Source organism: Algoriphagus sp. AGSA1, from assembly GCF_021390545.1.
Classification (GTDB): domain Bacteria; phylum Bacteroidota; class Bacteroidia; order Cytophagales; family Cyclobacteriaceae; genus Algoriphagus.
This window is the reverse complement of record NZ_JAJUWR010000002.1, coordinates 65966-87495: the sequence shown is the minus strand read 5'-3', so window position 1 is coordinate 87495 and position 21530 is coordinate 65966. Positions and strand designations below refer to the sequence as shown.

The 21530-nt window shown below is 43.5% G+C and carries 15 protein-coding genes; 14 read left to right on the top strand and 1 reads right to left on the bottom strand.

Annotated elements, in window-relative coordinates:
- The first annotated feature begins 15 nt into the window (after positions 1-15).
- The 14 genes from LZF95_RS01500 to LZF95_RS01435 all read left to right on the top strand — a co-directional run bounded on the left by LZF95_RS01500 (position 16) and on the right by LZF95_RS01435 (position 20541).
- Positions 16-1743, top strand: a complete 1728-nt coding sequence (locus LZF95_RS01500) for a tetratricopeptide repeat protein (protein WP_233753219.1) — start codon at positions 16-18, stop codon at positions 1741-1743.
- Positions 1736-2476, top strand: a complete 741-nt coding sequence (locus tag LZF95_RS01495; protein WP_233753218.1) for a DUF4292 domain-containing protein — start codon at positions 1736-1738, stop codon at positions 2474-2476. Before LZF95_RS01500 ends, LZF95_RS01495 begins: the two co-directional genes overlap by 8 nt.
- A 5-nt stretch (positions 2477-2481) precedes the next feature.
- Positions 2482-3729 (top strand): murein hydrolase activator EnvC, encoded by a 1248-nt coding sequence (locus LZF95_RS01490; protein WP_233753217.1) that lies wholly within the window; start codon positions 2482-2484, stop codon positions 3727-3729.
- Positions 3730-3841: 112 nt separating this feature from the next.
- Positions 3842-4042, top strand: a complete 201-nt coding sequence (locus tag LZF95_RS01485) for a twin-arginine translocase TatA/TatE family subunit (protein WP_111322719.1) — start codon at positions 3842-3844, stop codon at positions 4040-4042.
- An 18-nt stretch (positions 4043-4060) separates the two neighbouring features.
- Entirely contained in the window at positions 4061-5488 is a 1428-nt protein-coding gene (gene gatA / locus LZF95_RS01480) for an Asp-tRNA(Asn)/Glu-tRNA(Gln) amidotransferase subunit GatA (protein WP_233753216.1), read from the top strand.
- A gap of 14 nt (positions 5489-5502) precedes the next feature.
- Positions 5503-6888 carry a LysM peptidoglycan-binding domain-containing protein gene (locus LZF95_RS01475; protein WP_233753215.1) on the top strand — a complete coding sequence of 462 codons (1386 nt, stop codon included), beginning with the start codon at positions 5503-5505 and terminating at the stop codon, positions 6886-6888.
- Positions 6889-7012: 124 nt separating this feature from the next.
- Positions 7013-8110, top strand: a complete 1098-nt coding sequence (locus tag LZF95_RS01470; protein WP_233753214.1) for a DUF4837 family protein — start codon at positions 7013-7015, stop codon at positions 8108-8110.
- 22 nt (positions 8111-8132) lie between these two features.
- Positions 8133-10403, top strand: coding sequence for an NADP-dependent malic enzyme (locus LZF95_RS01465; protein WP_233753213.1), 2271 nt, complete (start codon positions 8133-8135; stop codon positions 10401-10403).
- A complete protein-coding gene (gene ruvA / locus LZF95_RS01460; RefSeq protein ID WP_233753212.1) occupies positions 10400-10996 on the top strand; it encodes a Holliday junction branch migration protein RuvA in 597 nt (198 codons plus the stop codon). The genes LZF95_RS01465 and ruvA overlap by 4 nt, the downstream gene beginning before the upstream one ends.
- A 160-nt stretch (positions 10997-11156) precedes the next feature.
- Complete coding sequence (gene sprA / locus LZF95_RS01455; RefSeq protein WP_233753366.1) at positions 11157-18146, top strand: cell surface protein SprA; 6990 nt, start codon at positions 11157-11159, stop codon at positions 18144-18146.
- 55 nt (positions 18147-18201) lie between these two features.
- Complete coding sequence (gene gcvH / locus LZF95_RS01450; protein ID WP_233753211.1) at positions 18202-18579, top strand: glycine cleavage system protein GcvH; 378 nt, start codon at positions 18202-18204, stop codon at positions 18577-18579.
- Between the two features lie 10 nt (positions 18580-18589).
- On the top strand, positions 18590-18958 hold the full coding sequence (locus tag LZF95_RS01445; protein ID WP_233753210.1) for a VanZ family protein: 369 nt from the start codon (positions 18590-18592) through the stop codon (positions 18956-18958).
- A 68-nt stretch (positions 18959-19026) separates the two neighbouring features.
- Positions 19027-19704: an energy transducer TonB gene (locus LZF95_RS01440; RefSeq protein ID WP_233753209.1), complete on the top strand. Its 678-nt coding sequence runs from the start codon at positions 19027-19029 to the stop codon at positions 19702-19704.
- A 165-nt stretch (positions 19705-19869) separates the two neighbouring features.
- Positions 19870-20541 (top strand): energy transducer TonB, encoded by a 672-nt coding sequence (locus tag LZF95_RS01435; protein ID WP_233753208.1) that lies wholly within the window; start codon positions 19870-19872, stop codon positions 20539-20541.
- Positions 20542-20635: 94 nt separating this feature from the next.
- Here LZF95_RS01435 and LZF95_RS01430 read toward each other — a convergent pair whose 3' ends face one another.
- Positions 20636-21517 (bottom strand): YicC/YloC family endoribonuclease, encoded by an 882-nt coding sequence (locus LZF95_RS01430; RefSeq protein WP_233753207.1) that lies wholly within the window; start codon positions 21515-21517, stop codon positions 20636-20638.
- Positions 21518-21530 lie beyond the last annotated feature (13 nt).

Below are 21530 nucleotides of genomic sequence, written 5' to 3'. Positions count from 1 at the left end.
CAGCCTCCAATTCCCGTGAATTTCAAAAGATCTCTTCTCATATTGCTCATAGCTGTCTTAAGCTCTACTATTAGTTCAGCCCAAGACGTACTTTCAAAGAAAGAGCGCAAAGCTCAGTTAAAAGAATCCCAAAGCACCAGATATTTCATTGAAGGTGAAAAGAATCTAGTGCTGGATGATTTGGAAAAAGCTTTTTTTTACTTTCAAAAAGCGCTGGAACACACTCCTGATGAACCTGCCATCCATTACAAGATAGCCGAGGTACTTGTGAAAGCAAATCAGGCAGACAAAGCCATGCCCTTTGCCTCAAAGGCCGCGGAGTTGGATGGCGACAATAAGTATTACTCATTGATGTTGGCTGAGATTTACACCAATCAAAACCAACCTCTAAAGGCGGCAGAAATACTTGAGAGATTAACAGAAGATGGAGAAAACAACCAGCAATACACACTGGACCTGGCCTCTATCTACCTCAATGTGGGCGAACTGGAAAAAGCACTGATAGTACTGGACCGAGCTGAGGAATATTACGGTGTGATGGAACCCATTACCGTCCAAAAGCAAAGGATCTATCTGAACAACAACAAACTAAGTGAAGCTATAGAAGAAGGTGAAAAACTGGTAGAAGCACGTCCAGGGAACCCCTCCTACGTGATGAACTTGGTGGAAATCCTCTATAACAACAATAGGGTGGAACAAGCACTCGAGCTTGTTCTCGAAGAAATCAAGAAGTACCCTAACCAGCCGGAGTTGCAGATGGCCACTCACACCTTGCTCAAAGAAAAAGGAGAGTATAAACAGTCTAATGACTACTTATATTCGGCATTTGCCAGTCCTGATCTTGATCCGGAGGTAAAATCAAGAGCTTTCGCAAGCCAATTAAATGAAATCAAAACACAGGAACGTGAGATTCTTCTGGACAGTCTGGAATCCCTTATGCTGACTACCAATCCTGATAATGCCGATATTTATGCCGCCATAGGTGAGCGTAGGATGAAAGATCAAAACAATCAAGAAGGGATCTCCTACTTTAAAAAATCGCTTTTGATCAAGCCTAAAAACGCAAAATTATTAGAGCAGGTAATATTGGGGACTTTTGGAGAAAATGCGGACTTCAGTGAATTGGAGAAATTCACTATTATGGGAGTGGACGAGTTTCCACAAAATCCTGAATTCTGGTTTTATGATGGCATAGTGAAATCCGCCCAAAAAAAGGATGAAGAAGCTGTTGCTTCCCTAAAAAAATCCATAGGATTAAACAACAACAAAAACCCCCAATTGGATCAAGTGGCATTTGGGGCACTAGGAAACTCCCTGTACAATCTGGGAGAAAAGGAAGAAGCCTTTAAGAATTACGACAAAGCTCTGGAAATCAACCCAAATGACGAACAAGTCCTGAATAACTATTCATATTTTCTTTCCTTGGAGAAACAGGATTTGGAAAAAGCAAAATCCATGTCTGATAAAGTTGTGAAGAGATTCCCCGACAATGGCACCTTCCTTGATACGCATGCATGGGTTCTATTCCAACTGGAGGATTATGAGGGAGCAAAGAAATTTATGGACTTGGCATTGAAACATGAAGCTGCGCCTAGCGCAGTGATGCTAGAGCATTATGGTGATATCTTATTCCATCTTGGCAGAAAAAATGAAGCACTTAGTTACTGGAAACAAGCAGAAGGAAAGCCAGAAGCCTCAGAAAAACTTTCGCAGAAAATCAAAGAAGGGAAATACCATGAATAAACTCTTTTCGGGGATAGTACTCATCTTAGGTTTGGGTCTCTTGGTATCCTGCGCAAAAAAAACCACGCTTTTTGAGGCGAATGGCAAAATGGAAGATTTCTCTCCAATATATACTGATTACGATTACCTGAGTGCCAAAGCCAAGGTGGTGATTGAAGAAGAATCGGGAAAGATTACACGGGGGAGTATGAACCTACGATCCAAAAAAGATTCAGTGTTATGGTTTGTGGTTTCCCCGGGAATGGGCATGGAAGCCGTACGAGGTCTGATCACACAAGAAAAGATCCAAATAAAAGACAGGATAGGGAAAGAGGACGTCAATCTCACTTTCAAGGAATTTGAAACTATTTATGGGCTGAAACTATCCTTGGAAATATTCCAGAATCTGCTTTTTGCCAATCCTCCCTATGAAGCAGATTACAAGGACAGATTAGTGCGTGTGGGAAAATCCTTTGAACTGACGCAGGTACGTGACAAAGTACGGTATTTCTCCAAAGTAGATGTCAATTACCGAAAAGTCTCCGAAATGGTAAGTAACTCTTTGGACGATAGAGGATCCCTGCTAGCCAGCTATGCTACATTCCAGGATGTAAGTTCCAGTCCGTTCCCATTTGAAGTACTGTATAAGCTGGCTTATCAGCTACCTGAAGGTGGGCAAAACACCATTATCAATGTAGAATGGACTTCCGTAGACCTTAATTCCCAACCACTTAGCTTCCCTTTCAAATTTTGAATTGCATGTTCCGCAACTACCTTATTCCATTTAGTCTGCTGATTGGATTAGTTGTTTTTTCTTCAGCCGACCTAGCTGCGCAGACAAAAAAAACCAGGGAACAGCTAGAAAAAGAAAAAGCTGAGGTTCAGGCCCGCCTACTCGAATTTGATAAAATCCTAAAGCAAACTACCGCCACCAAGAAAAACTCCATAGGTGAATTAAATGCGGTTACCAGGCAGTTCCAAACCCAAACCAGACTGGTAAACACGTTGGACAGAGAGGTGAAACTCATCAACCAGGAGATAAAAGAAACAGAAGATAAAATCACAAGCCTGGAAGGGCAGCTCGTAGATCTCAAGGCCGAATATGGCAGGATGATCTATAATGCATCTAAAATGAACCGCGGGCTATCTATTGTTTCCTTTGTATTCAGTTCTGCTAATTTCAACCAGCTTTATGCCCGTCTGATGTATTTAAAGCAATATTCAGACAGCCGAAAACAACAGGCCGCTCAGATAGAAAAATTGACTTTAGAACTTGTCAACCAGCGTGAATTGCTCGATAATAAAAAAGCCGAGAAAGAAAAAGTATTGGAAGAAGAACGGAAACAGCGGGCTGAACTGGATAAAATGAAGCGGGAACAGCAAGGCCTTGTCAACACATTGACGTCCAAGGAGCAGGATATCAAGAAACAAATCGCAGCAACCAAAAAGCAGCAGGATCAACTGAACAGAATGATCAAGCAAGTGATCGAAGATGAGATCAGGCGAGCAGAAGCCGCGGCCAAAAAAGAAAACAGTACCGCCACCAAGTCTTCAGGTACAAGCATGCCTATGACCCCTGAAGTAGCCGCTCTTTCCAATTCCTTTGCCGGAAACAAAGGGAGACTACCTTGGCCTGTGGAGACAGGTTTCGTATCCCAAGGATTTGGATCTTATCCCCACCCCACTTTGAAGGGCATCACTATGGAAAGTGATGGGGTGGATATCCGTACTCAACCCAATTCCAACGTCAGGGCCGTATTTGATGGTACAGTGACCAAAATCACCACCATGCCAGGTTTTGGGGGAACAGTGATCATCAAACATGGGGAGTATTATACCATGTATAGTAAGCTCAAAACCATTACTGTAAAATCCGGTCAAACTGTAAGCGCAAAAGACGTAATTGGACAAGTGGCTACCGGTGCAGGAGGAGAAGCAGAGGTACATTTTCAGACCTGGAAAGGCTTGACAGTAATGAATCCTTCTGCCTGGCTTACATCCAAGTAGTGCAGAATTGCGTATATTCACAAAAAAGATAGGCAGCTTTCCCGCTGAACTTTGTGTAAGCGGATCACAGTTATATCTTTGTAACCTCATTTACCCTTAAACACACACCATCATGACTACATTAGGTTTCATTCAAAACATGGGCGGAGGCTCGATCGTTCTGATCGTATTGGTCGTCCTTCTACTGTTTGGTGCTAAAAGAATACCTGAATTGGCTCGTGGCCTTGGCCGTGGTATCAGAGAATTTAAAGATGCCACCAAAGACATTCAGAATGACCTTGAAGAGGGATTGAAAGACGACAAGAAGAAGTAATCCCTTAAGCCAAGAAAATTGGAAAAATTCATCTCATTCGACGAAATCAGAAAATCGCTCGAAAAGAAGGAAATTGACTGTCGAAGTATAGTCCAATATTATTTAAAAAACATCCAGACGAAGGCGCATCTCAACGCCTTCGTCGAAGTTTATGAGCAACCCGCCTATGAGCAGGCTGATCTTATCGATCAGAAGTTGGCAAATGGAAATGCCGGTAAACTTGCCGGAATGGTGATCGGCATCAAAGACGTGCTTTGCTATGCCGGTAAAGAGGCTAATGCTTCTTCCAAAATCCTTAAAGGTTTCGAATCCCAATTCACCACTACAGCAATCCAACGACTGCTGGACGAGGACGCCATTATCATTGGCAGGATCAATTGTGATGAATTTGGTATGGGGAGCTCCAATGAAAATTCTTCACATGGCAGAGTACTAAATGCCTTAGACGAGAGTCGCGTACCTGGAGGTTCCTCTGGAGGTTCCGCAGTGGCAGTACAAGCTAACCTTTGTACAGTATCTTTGGGGACAGATACGGGAGGATCCGTGAGACAGCCTGCCGCATTTACCGGAGTGATAGGCATGAAACCTACCTATTCGCGTGTTTCACGTTGGGGTCTGATCGCATACGCCTCTTCCTTCGACTGCATAGGTGTATTTTCCCACACTGTGAAAGATAATGCATTGGTAATGGAGATCATGGCCGGGCATGATGAGTATGATAGTACCTCTTCTCGAAAACCAGTGCTTCCTTATAGTGAGCTACTTCATTTTGAGAAAAAAGCTAAAATTGCTTACCTTAAGGAGACTATAGAATCCCCTTCCCTACAGGATGAGATCAAAACCAATACCCTTGCTGTATTGGAAAAACTAAAGTCTGAAGGACACGAAGTAGATGAGGTGGATTTCCCTTTATTAGATTACATCCTTCCTACCTATTATATCCTTACTACGGCCGAGGCCAGTTCAAACCTATCGAGATTTGATGGTGTGAAATACGGTTACAGAACTCCCAATGCCCATAATCTGGAAAGTATGTATAAACTTACCAGAAGCGAAGGATTTGGGGAAGAGGTGAAACGGAGAATAATGCTCGGGACATTCGTACTCAGTGCCAGCTATTATGACGCTTATTTCACCAAAGCTCAGAAGGTCAGAAGATTAATAAAAGATTTTACTGAGAATCTTTTGAATGAATATGACTATATTATCATGCCAACTACGCCATCTACGGCGTTCAAGTTCGGTGAGCATAGTGATGATCCTGTAGCAATGTACTTGGAAGACCTGTTTACCGTGCAGGCGTCCGTTTCAGGTGTCCCTGCCATCTCGCTCCCTAATGGAAAAGATGGACAAGGAATGCCTATAGGATTGCAAGTGATTTGCAACTCGTTCAAAGAAGCGGAACTTTATGCGTTTAGTAATTACTTGACCCAATTGTTATCATAAAACCCAACATTACAATGAAAAAGACTTTGCTCAGAACTATCACATTTGCCTTAGTCACAAGTATGATTCCTCTGCCCAAAGCCTTTTCTCAGGATAATGAAACGGTAGAAAGCCCTGCTATGGACGAGCAGATCCTGCCAAATTACCACTACGAATATATCCCAGATTTCACCTATGATGAAATAGACCGGCGTGTCAAAGCAATGGATCATGAAATGGCCTTTGAGCTGAATGACAGGGTCTTCTCATTTATCCAATACTTCACCGTAAGAAACCGGGACTATACCAAAATGGTTTTGGCACGTAAGGAGATGTTTTTTCCAATGTTTGATCAGACTATGGAAAGGCATGACATGCCCCTGGAAATCAAATATCTGTCTATTATAGAATCGGGACTGGATCCGCGAATCCGCTCCAGGGTAGGAGCCATGGGACTTTGGCAATTCATGCCCGCTACCGGGAAAATGTACGGTATGAATACCAACAGCGAGGTAGATGACAGAATGGACCCTGAACTTTCCACCGAAGCAGCTGCCAAATACCTCAAGTCCCTTTATCGGATGTTTGGAGACTGGGAAGTAGCCATGGCAGCATATAACTGTGGCCCTGGAAATGTGAGAAAGGCCATTAGAAGATCAGGAGGTAAGACGACCTTCTGGGGCATTTACAACTACTTACCCCGAGAAACCCGCAGCTATGTCCCTCAGGTACAGGCCATGCTTTATATCTTTAATCATCTGGAAGAACATAATTTCCATCCGGAAGACCCTACTTATGTAGTGGAATATGAGAAAATCCGCTTTGAAAGAGCACTTAGCCTAGATAAACTCGCAGAACTCACCAACTTATGTGTTCAAGATTTGAAAACATTGAATCCTGCGATTAAGGACAATAAATTGCCGGAAAGCAATAAAAACATGGCTCTACGCATACCAAAATCGAAAAGCCCATACATCAAAGAAAATTTAGCTTGGTTAAGTGATTCCCTGAACAATGCCCCCACTGTTTTTCTAGCATCTGCCGTACAGGTGCAATCGGTAGAAGCTCTGGCGCAGGACATCAAGCAAAATTCGACTACCTATAAAGTGAGATCAGGTGATGTATTGGGGTCAATAGCAAGGCGACATGGTGTTACCGTCACCCAGATCAAATCCTGGAACAATCTTTCATCTAATTTGATACGGGTGGGGCAGACCTTGAAAATAAACGGGGACATGTCCACGAATATCGCTTCTACTGACACCAACACTTCGGGACAAACCACTTATACGGTGCAACCGGGAGATTCATTATGGATAATTTCCCGAAAACATGAAGGACTGACCGTGGAGCAAATCAAGCGCCTGAACAACCTCAATTCGAACAACATCAAACCAGGGCAAAAACTTATCATCGGCTGATTCCAACAAGCCTAGCCTACCGTTTTGTTAATTTTTTTTAACTAGAGGCAATATTCAATCCTAAATAAGGATTTATGTGGTTATGTCATTAATTTGACCTTATCCAAGAACCAAACTATCGAAAATGAAAACCTTCTTCTCTATTCTCATAACTTTAGCTATGAGTACCTTACTGATATCCTGCGAATCTGACGACACTAAAACGGACAGTTCTAAACCGAAGGCGAGAGGATCGATTGGGGAAATCATATTAGTCATAGATTCCGCCAAATGGGCAGGGCCAGTAGGTGACCAACTAAAAGATATTTTTGAGTCTGATATTCCGGGCATGCTCCGGTCTGAGGCAAAGTTCAAAGTAAATACCGTCGATCCTAGGGCAATGACCAGAATGCTGAGAATGTCCACCAATCTGATCTATGTGACCACGTTTGACGATAGAGGATCTGCCAGCCAGGCCATCAATGCCCAGTTTTCTAAAGAGTCCAAAGAAAAAGCCATGAATGATCCTTCCATGTACTCATTGAGGATGGAAGATGAATACGCTATTGGCCAGGAAGTGCTATATCTGTTTGGAAATACCGAAGCTCAATTAATAGAAAATCTAAAGAAAAACGGAAACCGGATTCAAAACCTATTTGAAGTAAGAGAGAGAGGCCGATTAGAAAAAGTACTACTTGCCAGAAAAAATTCTGCAGCAGCTGTGGAAGCCCGGAATAATCTGGGAATAGAAATAAATGTCCCTGCGTCCTATCAGATAGCCAAGTCTGATGATGATTTTCTCTGGGTGAGGCAACCCACCCCTAGTGCCAATAGAGCTGACATCAGTTTATTTTTCTACGAAACGGACTATACCTCAGAAGAGCAGACATTTCCGGAAAACATCCTCAAACTCAAGGACTCCATTACCAAACAGCATATTTTTGGAGATCCGGAAGACCCTACGTCTTATGTGGTTTCTGAAAAACAAATCCCACCTGTCTTCAGAAACATGGTGATAAATGATAATTTTACCACAGAAATAAGAGGCGCCTGGAAAACCAATAACACAAGCATGGGAGGATCCTATCTTGGATACATCATGGTGGATCAGAAAAAAGGAAAACTATATTACATGGAAGGATTTGTATTTTATCCAAATGAAGTACACAGAGATGCCTTACGTGAAATAGAAACCATTCTTCTCAACACCAACGTGAATTGGAAGGATAACCAGGGTACCTAAAACCCAAATCATACAAGCTTTTATGGCAATCAAGATTCGCAAGGAAGACGCACTTAATTATCACACACAAGGTTCTCCTGGCAAAATAGAGGTCAACCCTACCAAGCCCCTTTCAAGTCAAATGGATTTGGCTCTGGCTTACTCTCCTGGTGTGGCTGAGCCATGCAAAGAAATCGCCGCTGATGTAGAAAACATTTATAAATACACCGCTAAAGGCAACTTGGTAGGTGTGATCTCAAACGGAACTGCTGTGTTGGGATTGGGTGATATAGGCCCAGAAGCTTCCAAACCTGTAATGGAAGGAAAAGGGGTTCTTTTCAAGAAATTCGCGGGGATAGATGTCTTTGATATCGAAATCAATGAGAAGGATCCAAAAAAGCTAATTCAAATCATTAAATCCCTGGAGCCAACGTTTGGCGGAATCAACCTGGAAGATATCAAGGCACCGGAATGTTTCGAAATCGAAACTAAACTTAAAAAGGAAATGAACATCCCTGTCATGCATGATGACCAGCATGGCACGGCCATTATTTCCGGAGCTGCTTTGCTCAATGCCCTGGAGATCGTGGAAAAAGACATTTCCCAAATTAAGCTGGTAGTAAATGGAGCCGGAGCCGCTGCGATTTCATGTACCAGATTCTACATTTCCTTAGGAATAAAAAGGGAAAATATAGTCCTATGTGACATAGTGGGGATTTTGCGGTCAGACAGAACTGACTTAGATGACACTCGAAGAGAATTCGCCACTGACAGAGACCTGCATACCCTATCAGACGCTATGCTTGGAGCAGATGTATTCTTAGGCCTTTCGGCGGGTAATATAGTCACTCAAGAACAGCTCATGCTGATGGCTCCCAATCCCATCGTGTTTGCCTTGGCTAATCCAGATCCGGAAATCACTTATGAATTGGCAATAGCAGCCAGAGAAGATTTGATTATGGCCACTGGTCGCTCAGACCATCCTAATCAAGTCAATAATGTGCTGGGCTTTCCGTACATATTCCGAGGAGCCTTAGACGTGAGGGCTACTGCTATCAATGAATCCATGAAACTTGCAGCGGCACATGCTATAGCCAAACTGGCGAAAGAACCCGTTCCTGATATAGTAAACAAGGCGTATGGTGAGGATAAACTTGGTTTTGGCCGATTGTATTTAATCCCAAAACCACTGGATCCAAGACTTATCACCACGATCGCACCAGCTGTGGCCAAAGCCGCAATGGAATCAGGTGTGGCAAAACACCCAATACAAGACTGGGATGCCTACGAGCTTGAGCTTCAAGAAAGAATAGGCATCGATCAACGGCTAATGTCTGTAGTAATCGCAAGGGCCAAGAAAGATCCTAAGCGGGTGGTATTTGCCGAAGCCGACAACAGGAAAATCCTTAAAGCGGCCCAGATCATCCGGGATGAAAAAATCGGTGAGCCAATTCTACTTGGCAATAGAGAGAAAATCCTCGCTCTCATTGAAGATAATTCATTGGACTTGAGTAATGTGACCATCATCGATCCTATGGAGGAGAAAGCCATGCTTAAGAAATTTGCCGATATCCTTTTTAGCAAGCGACAGAGAAAGGGCATGACCGTGGGGGATGCCGCAAGGCTGGTCACACAGAGAAATTACTTCGGGGCATTGATGGTAGAATCCGGGGCTGCAGACGCATTCATTTCTGGACTTACCAGAGACTATCCCAAGACCATACTACCATCACTCCAAACTATCGGGGTGAAACCGGGAGTAAACCGTGTGGCGGGGATGTACATCATGAACACCCCAAAAGGCCCGTTTTTCTTTGCAGATGCCACCGTCAACCTCAATCCTTCAGCCGAGGAATTGGTGGAAATTATCGGTCTAACTGCGGATGCAGTGAGATTTTTCAATGTGGAGCCAAGAATAGCAGTATTGTCCTATTCTAATTTCGGATCTGCAAAAGGTGATATACCGGACAAAATGGCCAAAGCAACTGCAATAGCACAGCAGAAATATCCTGACTTGGTAATTGAGGGAGAAATGCAGGCAAACGTAGCTATCAATGAGGATATCCAACGTGAAATGTATCCATTCTCCAAACTCATCAACAAGAAAGCCAATACCCTGATTTTCCCGGATCTAAGTTCCAGCAACATCGCCTACAAGCTGCTTTCCGAACTGGGGAACTCCGAAGCCATAGGCCCTATTCTGTTAGGCATGAACAAACCTGTACACATATTGCAGCTGGGAAGTTCTATCAGGGAAATTGTAAATATGGTAGCAGTGGCGGTAGTAGATGCGCAATCCACCAACAATCTATGATCGACTATCTAAACGGTAAGCTCGTACATAAGGATCCTACCCATGTCATCATAGATGTACAAGGCATAGGATATCATGTGAAAATATCCCTTCAAACCTATACTGAGATAAAAGATGAGGAGCAAATCAAGCTCCTCACCTATCTTCACATCAAAGAAGACGGCCATACACTGTTTGGCTTCAAACACGAAGCTGAAAAACGACTTTTTTTATTGCTGCTCTCTATCAATGGAGTTGGCCCAAGTACAGGCTTAATGATTCTCTCCTCCTTGAGCAGCACAGAAATCGAACAAGCCATACTCGCCGGCGATGTAGCTACTATTCAGCATGTAAAAGGGATAGGGGCCAAAACCGCCCAACGCATAATTTTAGAATTGAAAGATAAAGTAGGCAAAATCGGTTCTGACGTCCCGGGCGAACCTATTGGTTTTTTGAAATCCAACAATAAAATCCGCGAAGAAGCGTTAAAAGCACTCGTTACGTTAGGTTTCCCCAAGACCACCGCAGAAAAAAATATAGCCACTGTTCTCAAAAAAACCACCAAAGAAATTTCGTTAGAAGATTTAATTAAAGCATCTTTAAAGACATCATAAATCATAATCTTACGTAGAATTGAACTTTTGGAGTGTACTGACTTTTTGCGGGAGGAGGTTTCTCCGTCGTAGGCTTGAACTGTTCGTGCTATTCAGCCTGCTACTGGCCTATTCCACTTCTGAGGCTCAACAAACCAATCCTGACAGTGTCCAGTCCCGGATTGATTCTTTGAATCAAAGGAGATTAACTCCCTCATATTTGCTTTGGCAAAATCTGAGGACAAATCCGCTATTCCCTCAACGCAACCCATTTTCACAATCGCAAATACCTTTTTACCCGGCTAATCCCATCACGCAGAATGTAGCAGTAAAGGTGGACTCTACGCTTCGTTATAATGTTACAGATCAGATTGACACCGTCAGGGTAGGCAATGAGCAAGAATATGACTTCGAACAATTCTCGAAAATCCAAGAGTATAAAGTACGGCAAGACTACTGGAGAAGCAGGGCACGTGGTGGAGACGGGGAAAGTGCAGTGGAAGGAAGAGGCTTGATTCCACCGCTTACAGTCAGCCCATCTTTTGACAGGCTTTTTGGAGGCAGTGAAATCAATATTGTCCCTTCAGGTTATGTAAATCTGGATTTTGGGGCGATATTCAGGCGTGTTGACAACCCCACGCTTCCTATTCGTCAGCAACAAAATGGAGGGTTTAATTTTGATCAGCAAATCCAGATGGCCGTCAATGGTTCACTTGGGGAAAAAGTGAAGATCGGGGCCAATTTTGATTCCAATAATTCCTTTGACTTTCAAAACCAGATGAAGCTGGAGTTTAATGGCTTTGAAGAAGACATCATCCAATCCATCGAAATCGGCAATGTGAGCATGCCGGTTCAAAACAGCTTGATCCAGGGGGCTCAAAATCTTTTCGGTGTAAAAACCCAGCTGCAATTTGGGAAATTAGGGGTAACCGCCGTTGCTTCTACCCAGCGGGGAAGACGGGACAATCTGACCATTGATGCCAATGGACAGGGCAGATCTTTTGATATTCAGGCTTCCAAATACGATGAAAACAGACACTTCTTTATAGCCCACTTTTTCCGTGACAACTATGAGCGCTGGCTCAGAGGACTTCCCCAAGTGCTCTCAGGTGTAAATGTGACAAGAATAGAAGTTTATATTATGAACCGGGCGGCCAATACCGAGACACTCAGGAATTTTGCCGCATTTATGGATTTGGGCGAAGGGCGTGTGATTTCTAATCCTTCTAATCCCAACATAGGAACAGGAACACCTAATGCCCCCGCTGGAAATGCCGCAAACCTGCTCTATTCGAATATTTCAAACAATCCTGCCTTCCGTCCCTTCGACACCGGAGCCAGAGCGATGGAATCTAGCCTGGGACTGAGAAAAGGAGTTGACTTCGAGCAAATCAACGGAGCCAGGAAACTGGATCAGACGGAGTACTTTTTCAATCCCCAACTTGGCTATTTATCCCTTTTTCGAAGACTCCAAAATGATGAAGTTCTTGCTGTTTCCTATGAATACACCTACAACGGACAAGTCTATAAGGTAGGCGAACTGACCGAAGACTACCAAAGCAGGCAGGAAGATGAGCTGATTTTCATGAAACTCCTACGCCCCGCCCGCATCAACACCCGGGCGCCTACTTGGGATCTCATGATGAAAAACGTCTATAGTCTGAATGCAAATCAGATTACCCGAGATGGTTTTCAGCTCCAGGTGATCTATAGGGATGACCGTACTGGACTGGACAACCCTTCCCTATTGGAAGGGGCTGAAGTCAAGGACAAGCCCTTGATCCGACTCACAGGGTTGGATAACCTCAATCCACAGAATGATCCGGCCCCTGATGGGAATTTTGACTTTGTAGAGGGCCTCACCATTCTCACTGACAGGGGGCTCTTGGTCTTCCCCGTTCTTGAACCATTCGGCTCAAATCTAGAAAAGCATTTCCAACCCGGAGAAGTGGTCCTCAAGGAAAAATACGTTTATGACACCTTGTACAAAACCACCCAGGCCGATGCGGAACTAGTCACCCGACTCAATAAGTACTTTATAAAAGGACGACTGACCGCAGGATCAGCTAGTGAAATCCAGTTACCAGGCCTGAATATTTCCCCTGGATCCGTGATCGTGCAGGCAGGAAACATTCCTCTGACAGAAGGCGTGGACTTTACAGTAGATTATAATGTGGGGAGACTTGTCATTATAAATGACGCAATTCTGCAGTCAGGCAAACAAATCAATATAAGTTTCGAAAAGGCCGATTTGGTTTCGTTCCAGACCCGTAGTCTATTAGGAACCCGGCTGGACTATCTCTTTAATGACAAATTCAATATAGGCGGTACTTTCCTTTATTTGAACGAAAGACCAAATGTCACCAGGATAGCCACCGGAAGTGAGACACTGAGAAACAGCCTCTGGGGCTTGGACGGGAATTTCAGCGATGAATCCAGGTGGCTGACCAAGATGGCAGATGCACTCCCCTTTACAAGTACGAAAGAAACCTCCCTCGTACAAATCAGTGGTGAATTCGCCCACTTGATCCCCGGGACTTCCAATATGGTAAATGGAGAACCTGCTTCCTATATAGATGATTTTGAAGCCGCCATCACCCCGTTTAATTTGGGAGGAGCTGCTAATCAAAACTGGAAACTGTCATCTACCCCACAGACTTTTGACAATAGATTCGACCTCAGCAACCAAACTGAAGACAATCTGGGTACAGCGTATCGACGGGCACGGGTAGCCTGGTACAATATAGACAACATTTTCTATAGGGAAAGCGGGCCTGGTGTCCCTTCCAATATTACCCGGGAAGACCGTAGAAACCACTACGTGAGAAGGGTTTTACCGCAGGAAATTTTCCCCCAACAAGACAGGGAGGTAATCGTCACCCCTGAGCCTCTTTTTGAACTCGCCTACTTCCCAAGTGAGCGTGGGATGTACAATTACAACCCTAACCTGACCTCCGAGGGATTTCTGCCTGAGCCCAAAAAGAATTTTGGCGGGGTGACTAGAGCCATTACGACTGAGGTGGATTTTGACCGGACCAATATAGAATATATAGAATTCTGGCTATTGGATCCTTTTATAGAAGGGGAAAACGGGAGGGTACTGGACGGAAACTTCAATCAAAACAATACCACCGGGGGTAAACTTTTTATCAATCTGGGTGATATTTCAGAGGATATTCTAAAAGATGGTCGTCATGCTTTCGAAAATGGACTACCCGCAGATGGAGATCCCACAAAAACCGGGGAAAATGAATGGGGCAGAATTACCCGTGAGCAGTTTTTATTGCCCGCATTCGATAATTCTGAGACATCTAGACAAAATCAGGATGTAGGGTTGGATGGTTTGAAAAATGAAGATGAAGCTAATTTTTTCAGAAGCCGCTTCTTAGATCGCCTGAATGTGAACGCGTCTGCCAGAAATCAGATTCTGGAAGATGTGTCCGGGGATTTGTTCAAATATTATCTCGACGAGGATTTTGACCAGAATGATGTGAAAATCCTTGAACGCTACAAAAAATTCAATGGAATGGAAGGCAATACACCTGTCGCTGCCTCTGAAAACCTCCCCTATACTCCATCGGGATCCAACACCCCAGATAATGAGGACTTGAATTCAGACAATACCATCAACGAATTAGAAAATTATTATGCCTACGAAATGGATCTAAAACCTGGCAGCATGGTCGTCGGACAAAATAACATTGTGGATAAAACCACTGCCAATGTAAATGGAGAAACAGTAGATTGGTATTTATTCCGTATTCCAGTCCGCCAGCCAGACCGCGTAGAGGGCGATATTACAGGTTTCAAATCCATCAGGTGGATACGAACTTACCTCACGGATTTTGAGCAGCCGGTTGTATTGAGAATGGCAAATTTCAGAATGGTAGGCAGCCAATGGAGAGTATTTCAGGAATCCCTGTTTGAGAGAGGTTTTTTCGAAATTCCCGAACCTGACAATTCAAACGTGACGGTAGATGTGGTCAGCATTGAAGAAAACAGTCAAGGAAGTGCTACCGAGAGTCCATACGTATTGCCCCCGGGTATTACAAGAGACAGAGACAACACCTCTACAGTAGAGAGGAGATTAAACGAGCAGTCGTTGCGGGTATGTGTGGAAGATCTCGGGGCAAGAGACGCCCGTGCCGTATTCAAAAACGTGACGCTGGACCTCGTGCAATTCGAACGGATCAAGATGTTTTTGCATGCAGACAGTGAAGATGCACAAGATGGAGAGATCACTGCTTTCCTTCGGTTAGGTACAGATAATACAGATAACTTTTATGAGATCGAGGTACCCCTAGTGATCACACCGAAGGGTACACGGGATCCTGCCCAAATCTGGCCAGCTGCCAATGAAATTGATATCGCAATCCAAGACATCGTCGGTGTGAAAGTAGAGCGGGACAATAGACGTGCCCCGATGAATATCCCTTTTTCCCAGCAGGTAGGTCCTTACACAGTCACGGTGGTAGGTCGCCCTGAATTGAACCAATCCCAAACATCTATGATCGGTGTGAGAAACCCCGGGACAACTGGTGGTGGAAGTAGAAGCATCTGTATCTGGGCAAATGAACTCCGGGTGACAGGAGCCACTAAATCTAATGGCTGGGCTGCCAATGCGTTGATGAACGTGAAAATAGCTGATTTGGCTGTGGTTTCGGGATCGATCAGCCACAATTCAATCGGTTTTGGTGGATTGGAAACAAGGTTGTCCCAAAGAGCAAGATCCGCTACTACCCAATATGATATTTCCACTAACGTGGACATCCACAAGCTTCTGCCTGAAGGATTGGGGGTGAGTATCCCCATGTACTTCTCGGTAGAAAACAGCACTACCAAGCCTGAATTTGACCCGCTAAACCCAGATGTGCCTTTTGAGGTGGCTTTGCAAAAATTTGAAACACAGGATCAAAGAGATGATTATCGCAAAATCGCTTTGGACCAGGTGAACCGGAAAAACATCAGCTTTAATAATGTACGAAAGCTAAAAACCAACCAGGATGCAAAAGATCATTTTTACGACCTGAGCAATTTTTCCTTCTCTTATGCTTTTGGCATAATGAACCAGACAAACGCACAGATTCAGGATTACAGCTTCAAGACATATCGAGGGAATGTCACATATAGCTATAACCCCAAGCCCTTTGCAATACAACCTTTCAAAAACGCAGGCTTTCTGGACTCTCCTCATCTGAAATTGATCAAGGATTTCAACCTGAATCTATCCCCTACCCTCATACTGGCGAGACTGGACATTGACCGCAAACATCTTAGGTCACAGTACAGAAACGATCAACTCGACACGGCAGGTGTTGACCCACTGTTCCAAAAGAGCTTCTTCATCAACCGCTTCTACTCACTGAACTGGGATCTGACCAAAAATCTGAGGGTGGACTACACCGGAACTGTCATGGCAGTGGTCGATGAGCCCCAGGGAGATTTGGATACGGAACAAAAATCAGATTCGGTACGCTATAATGCCTGGAGATTTGGCCGACGCACCAATTATAACCACAGCATTAACATGAACTATACCTTGCCGCTGGATAAATCCCCGATCACAGATTGGATCAAAGCCGACTATAGATATGCTACTACCTATACTTGGCTCACCGGGGCGATAGGTCAGAAAGACACCTTAGGCAACTCCATCCAAAACACACGCGACCAATCCTTAATAGGAAAGTTTGACCTGATCAGGCTTTACAATAAAAACAAAAAACTGGCAGCACTAAATGCGCCAAACCGACCAAGTATTCCTGGCAGGACAGGTGTTTCAGCCGAAGATACGATAGGTACCCCTTTCACAAATAAGCTGATAAAGTCCCTCATGATGGTGAAAGAAATCACCTTCAGTGTAGGGAAGAGCGAAGGGACTTTCCTCCCTGGATATATGCCAGATGCAGGCATATTGGGAATGGACGATGTCTTTCAAAATCCTGGTTTGGCATTCTTACTTGGTAGCCAGGACGCAAATATCAGGAATGAATTTGCCCAGGCCGGTCTCATAGCCCCGAGTAGCGAGCTTACGCAGCCTTTCAGGCAGACTAGCGTGAAAAACATGACTTTTGGTAGTTTAATAGAACCATTTCAGGATTTTAAAATCACATTAAATGCCAGTAAACGGGAAGTTGGGGATTATCAAGAAATCTTTAGAAATTCTACAGAATCTCCGGGAGAATATGAATCCATAAGTCCCAATAGATTAGGAGCCTATAGAGTCACCACAATCATGTTGGGAACCAGCTTCAATAAAGATGGTTTTGACAATGTCTCATCCTTATTCACTGATTTTGAGAACAACAGGGCAATTATCAAAAGCAGACTGGATGCCATGAATTCTGGCGGGGAATATGCCCTTAATGGTCAAGATGTATTGATTCCGGCATTTATTGCCGCATACAGAGGAAAAGATGCTTCTTCTTTTGACATGAATCCATTTCCAAAAACCCCGCTGCCCAACTGGCGGTTGGATTATCGTGGGCTTTCCAGAATCAAGGCATTAAGTGAAATCTTCAGCAGCATCAACGTGCAGCACATGTACACTTCCACCTATGAGGCAAGCAACTTTTCCAATTCACTCCAGTACCAGCAAGGTCTGGAACTGTACAACTCTTTGCAGCGGATCCCCAGGCCCGACCAGATCAATTCCGAAGGGCAGTTTATCCCTATATACGTCCTGAATGACGTAGTGCTCACTGAGCGGTTTGGCCCTTTGATCGGGATAGACATGCTTACCAAAGAACGATTGAATATTGCGGTCATATACAATAAAGAGCGAAGTCTCGGCTTAAACTTTGCCAATGCCCAAATCACCGAACAGAAAAGCAACGATTTTAACTTCTCCCTTGGCTACACAAAAGCAGGCGTGAAAATCCCTTTCAAATTCCAGGGAAAACAAAGCGTATTAAAAAATGATTTGCAATTCAGGTTGGATTCAAAGGTGGTCAGCACGAAACAAATACAGCGTAAAATCGAAGAAGGAAGTACGGTGACGAGTGGGAATCTGAACATTTCTTTCCGTCCAACCATCTCCTATCTGATCAATCAGAATTTAAATCTTACCCTATATTTTGACAGGACTATCAACGATCCCAGAGTGACTACAGCATATAAACGAACCTCCACTGCCTTCGGAGGACAACTTCGATTTAATTTAGGACAATAGATTTTATACTTAATCGATTCGTATTAATTTTGGCTCAATTATAACTAATACAAACATGGATTTTCCTCAAGAACTAAAGTACACCAAAGACCACGAATGGGTTAAAATCGACGGTGACGTAGCAACTATTGGTATCACTGAATTTGCCGCAGGTGAGTTAGGTGATATCGTTTATGTAGAAGTTGAGACTATTGGAGACACATTAGAGACAAACGAAGTTTTTGGATCTGTAGAAGCAGTGAAGACCGTTTCTGATTTATTTATGCCTGTATCCGGTGAGATTTTGGAGGTAAATCCTGAATTAGAGGATTCCCCCGAACTGGTAAATGAATCTCCCTATGAGAAAGGATGGATGATCAAAGTAAAGATCACAGGCGATCTTCCTTCAGAATTACTCTCAGCGTCTGAATACGCCGACCTGGTGGGCAAATAAGGAAAGCATTGTGAGACTAGGAATAGCTATCGTCTGGCTTTTAATGATTTGCATTGCTATGCTTACCCCTGGCAACAACTTCCCTGATGCCACCTTTAATTTTCAAGATAAACTCATTCATTTCATCTGTTTTGGCATGTTGAGTTTCCTATGGTGTGGAGTCGGTGTAAAACGGGCAGAAATATCAGGACTAGAGGGTAGAGTACTGACCAATTATTTGATTTTCGGAGTAGCCGCTGGAGTGGTTTTAGAGTGCGCCCAGTTGTTTATCCCCTTCCGGTCTTTTGACTATATGGACATGATAGTCAATGAAATAGGGGGAATAGCAGGATTATTAGCATATTTTAAGATTCCAACTGCCAAAATCGGCTTGGATTAGTGCCTATTAATTATTACAATTGTTAATCTGAAACAGAAAAAAATTAACCTTTATAAACCAAACGTATCATGGAAGCAAAAAAGACTCCCAGTGCTGACTTAACCAGAAAAACAGGTATGTTCCTGAATCTTGGTTTGGCAGTGGCTGTTGGTGCTACCCTTGCTGCCTTCGAATGGAAGTCATTTGACGACGGTTCATTGAAAGACCTTGGTCAGGTAACTGATAACTTCGAAGAATTGCTGGATATTCCGATCACAGAGCAACCACCGCCACCACCACCGCCGCCAGTAGAGCAGCCTATCATACAGGAGATTCCTGATGAGGTAGAAATCGAAGAAAAAATCGAAGTCAACTTTGACGTCGATGTGAAAGAAACTACTGTAATCAAAGAAGTAGTGATCGCTGAAGCACCTGTTGAGGAAAAAGTGGACGCTATCTTTGACGTGGTAGAAAACCAACCTGAACCTCCAGGGGGAATGTCAGCATGGAACAAATACCTAAGCGACAATCTGAAATACCCTACCCAGGCAAGGAGAATGGGTACTGAAGGTACTGTAATCGTGGTATTCGTTGTGAATACTGACGGATCTATCCAAGATGTGGATGTACTAAGAGGAATCGGCGGAGGATGTGATGAGGAAGCAGTAAGAGTAGTAAAAAACGCTCCTAACTGGACTCCCGGTAAGCAGAGAGGCCGTCCAGTACGTACTCGTATGAGACTGCCTATCCGATTTAAACTGAGCTAATCAGAAACTATAAATCAATAAAAGACCCGACTAGTCGGGTCTTTTTTTTTGGTTAAATTTAACAACTTTTTAATTAGTTAAATAATGTTAGTGATTTAGTATCAGTAAGTTATCCAATGTAAATTATTAGAGTAATTTTCATTTCCACACTCTAATCACACACAGATGGAACCTAAAAAAAATCCAAGATCAGATCTTAGAAAATGGTCTGGCGCATTATTCAACTTGGGACTAGCTTTTAGCTTGGGCTCGGTATTGGTGGCTTTCGAATGGAAAGCAAAAGATAAGCTGATCATGAAAGATATCGCAGGAATAGAAGACGACTGGGAGATACTGGACATCCCCATTACAATTCATACTCCTCCTCCCCCACCACCTCCTGCCCCAATAGAGATTAATGAATTACCGGACGAAATAGAGCTTGATCAAATCAAAGATTTTACTATTGACCTCAATACCACAGAAGAAACCATCATACCGGAAATAGAAATCTCTTCTGCTCCTATTATTGAAGATGTGGACAAAATAGTAGATTTTGCAGAAGTTCAGGCAATGTTCAAAGGAGGAATGGATGCATGGTATGCCTATCTTAACAAAAACCTGGTATATCCTTCTCAGGCCAAAAGAGCAGGTATAGAAGGCATGGTGGTAGTACGATTCGTAGTAAATACAGACGGCTCTATTCAGGATATAGAATTAGTCAGGACAATCGGTGGTGGATGTGATGAAATTGCCAAGAAAGTAATCGAAAACTCCCCCAACTGGAATCCAGGGAAAATGGGAGGCAAAGCAGTAAGGTCTCGAATGACTATGCCCATACGCTTCCGACTGAATTAAAAAAAGTCGCTGTCTCATAATTATGTAGCATTGGCTGAGCGAAGTCGAAGCCCTATATGTGCTAATTAGGAGTTATGGGACAGCTTCTTCTTTGTTACAATACATTTAAAGATTGTTCCTTTACTTTTTCCAGCTCATCTTTCATCAGAATCACATGTTTTTGCATACCGGCATCATTCGCCTTGGAACCAATGGTATTGATCTCTCTGCCTATTTCCTGACTGATAAAACCAAGTTTTTTACCTTGGCTGTTTTCTTCATTCAGACACTTCTCAAAATAATTCAGATGGGTATTTAACCTCACTATTTCCTCGGTGATATCGAGTTTTTCAAAATAATAGATCAACTCCTGTTCAAAGCGGTTGGCATCAAAGGAATTTTCGTCCAGCCACTCATTAAAGTGGTTTCTTATTTTCTGCTTGATTCTCTCCTTACGGTTTCCCTCTTCTGCTTCTATTTGTTTTAAGCCATTGGCGATCTCCCGTATATTTCGTTGAAGCTTTTCCTCCAGCGAATTGCCCTCGTCCTGTCTATATGCATTGCATTTTGCCAGTGCCTCGGTAAATACTTTTTTTATCTGCTCCCAATCCTCCTGGTCATTTCTTTGTTCTCCGGCCAGTTGAGTTATTACTCCCGGCGACTGCATCGCCAACTTGAAAATATCCTGAGAATCATCTCCTACAGTCCCGGCAAGGTCTTTATACTTCTTGTAAAAAAGCCCAAACAGCGCCTCATTGATGCTTACAGGCATTTCCGTGCCACCTTTAGATTGAAAATCAATGGTAACACTCACTTTGCCCCGATCTAAAATAGATTGGACAAGTGTTCTTATTTCCAGTTCTTTATCATTAAACTGTCTCGGACTCCGGATAGATAGATCCAAAAATTTTGAATTGAGGGTGCGTACCTCCACCTGGATCACCATGCGCTCATCCTCAAATCCGGCATTGCCGAAGCCGGTCATTGATTTAATCATAATAAGATATGTA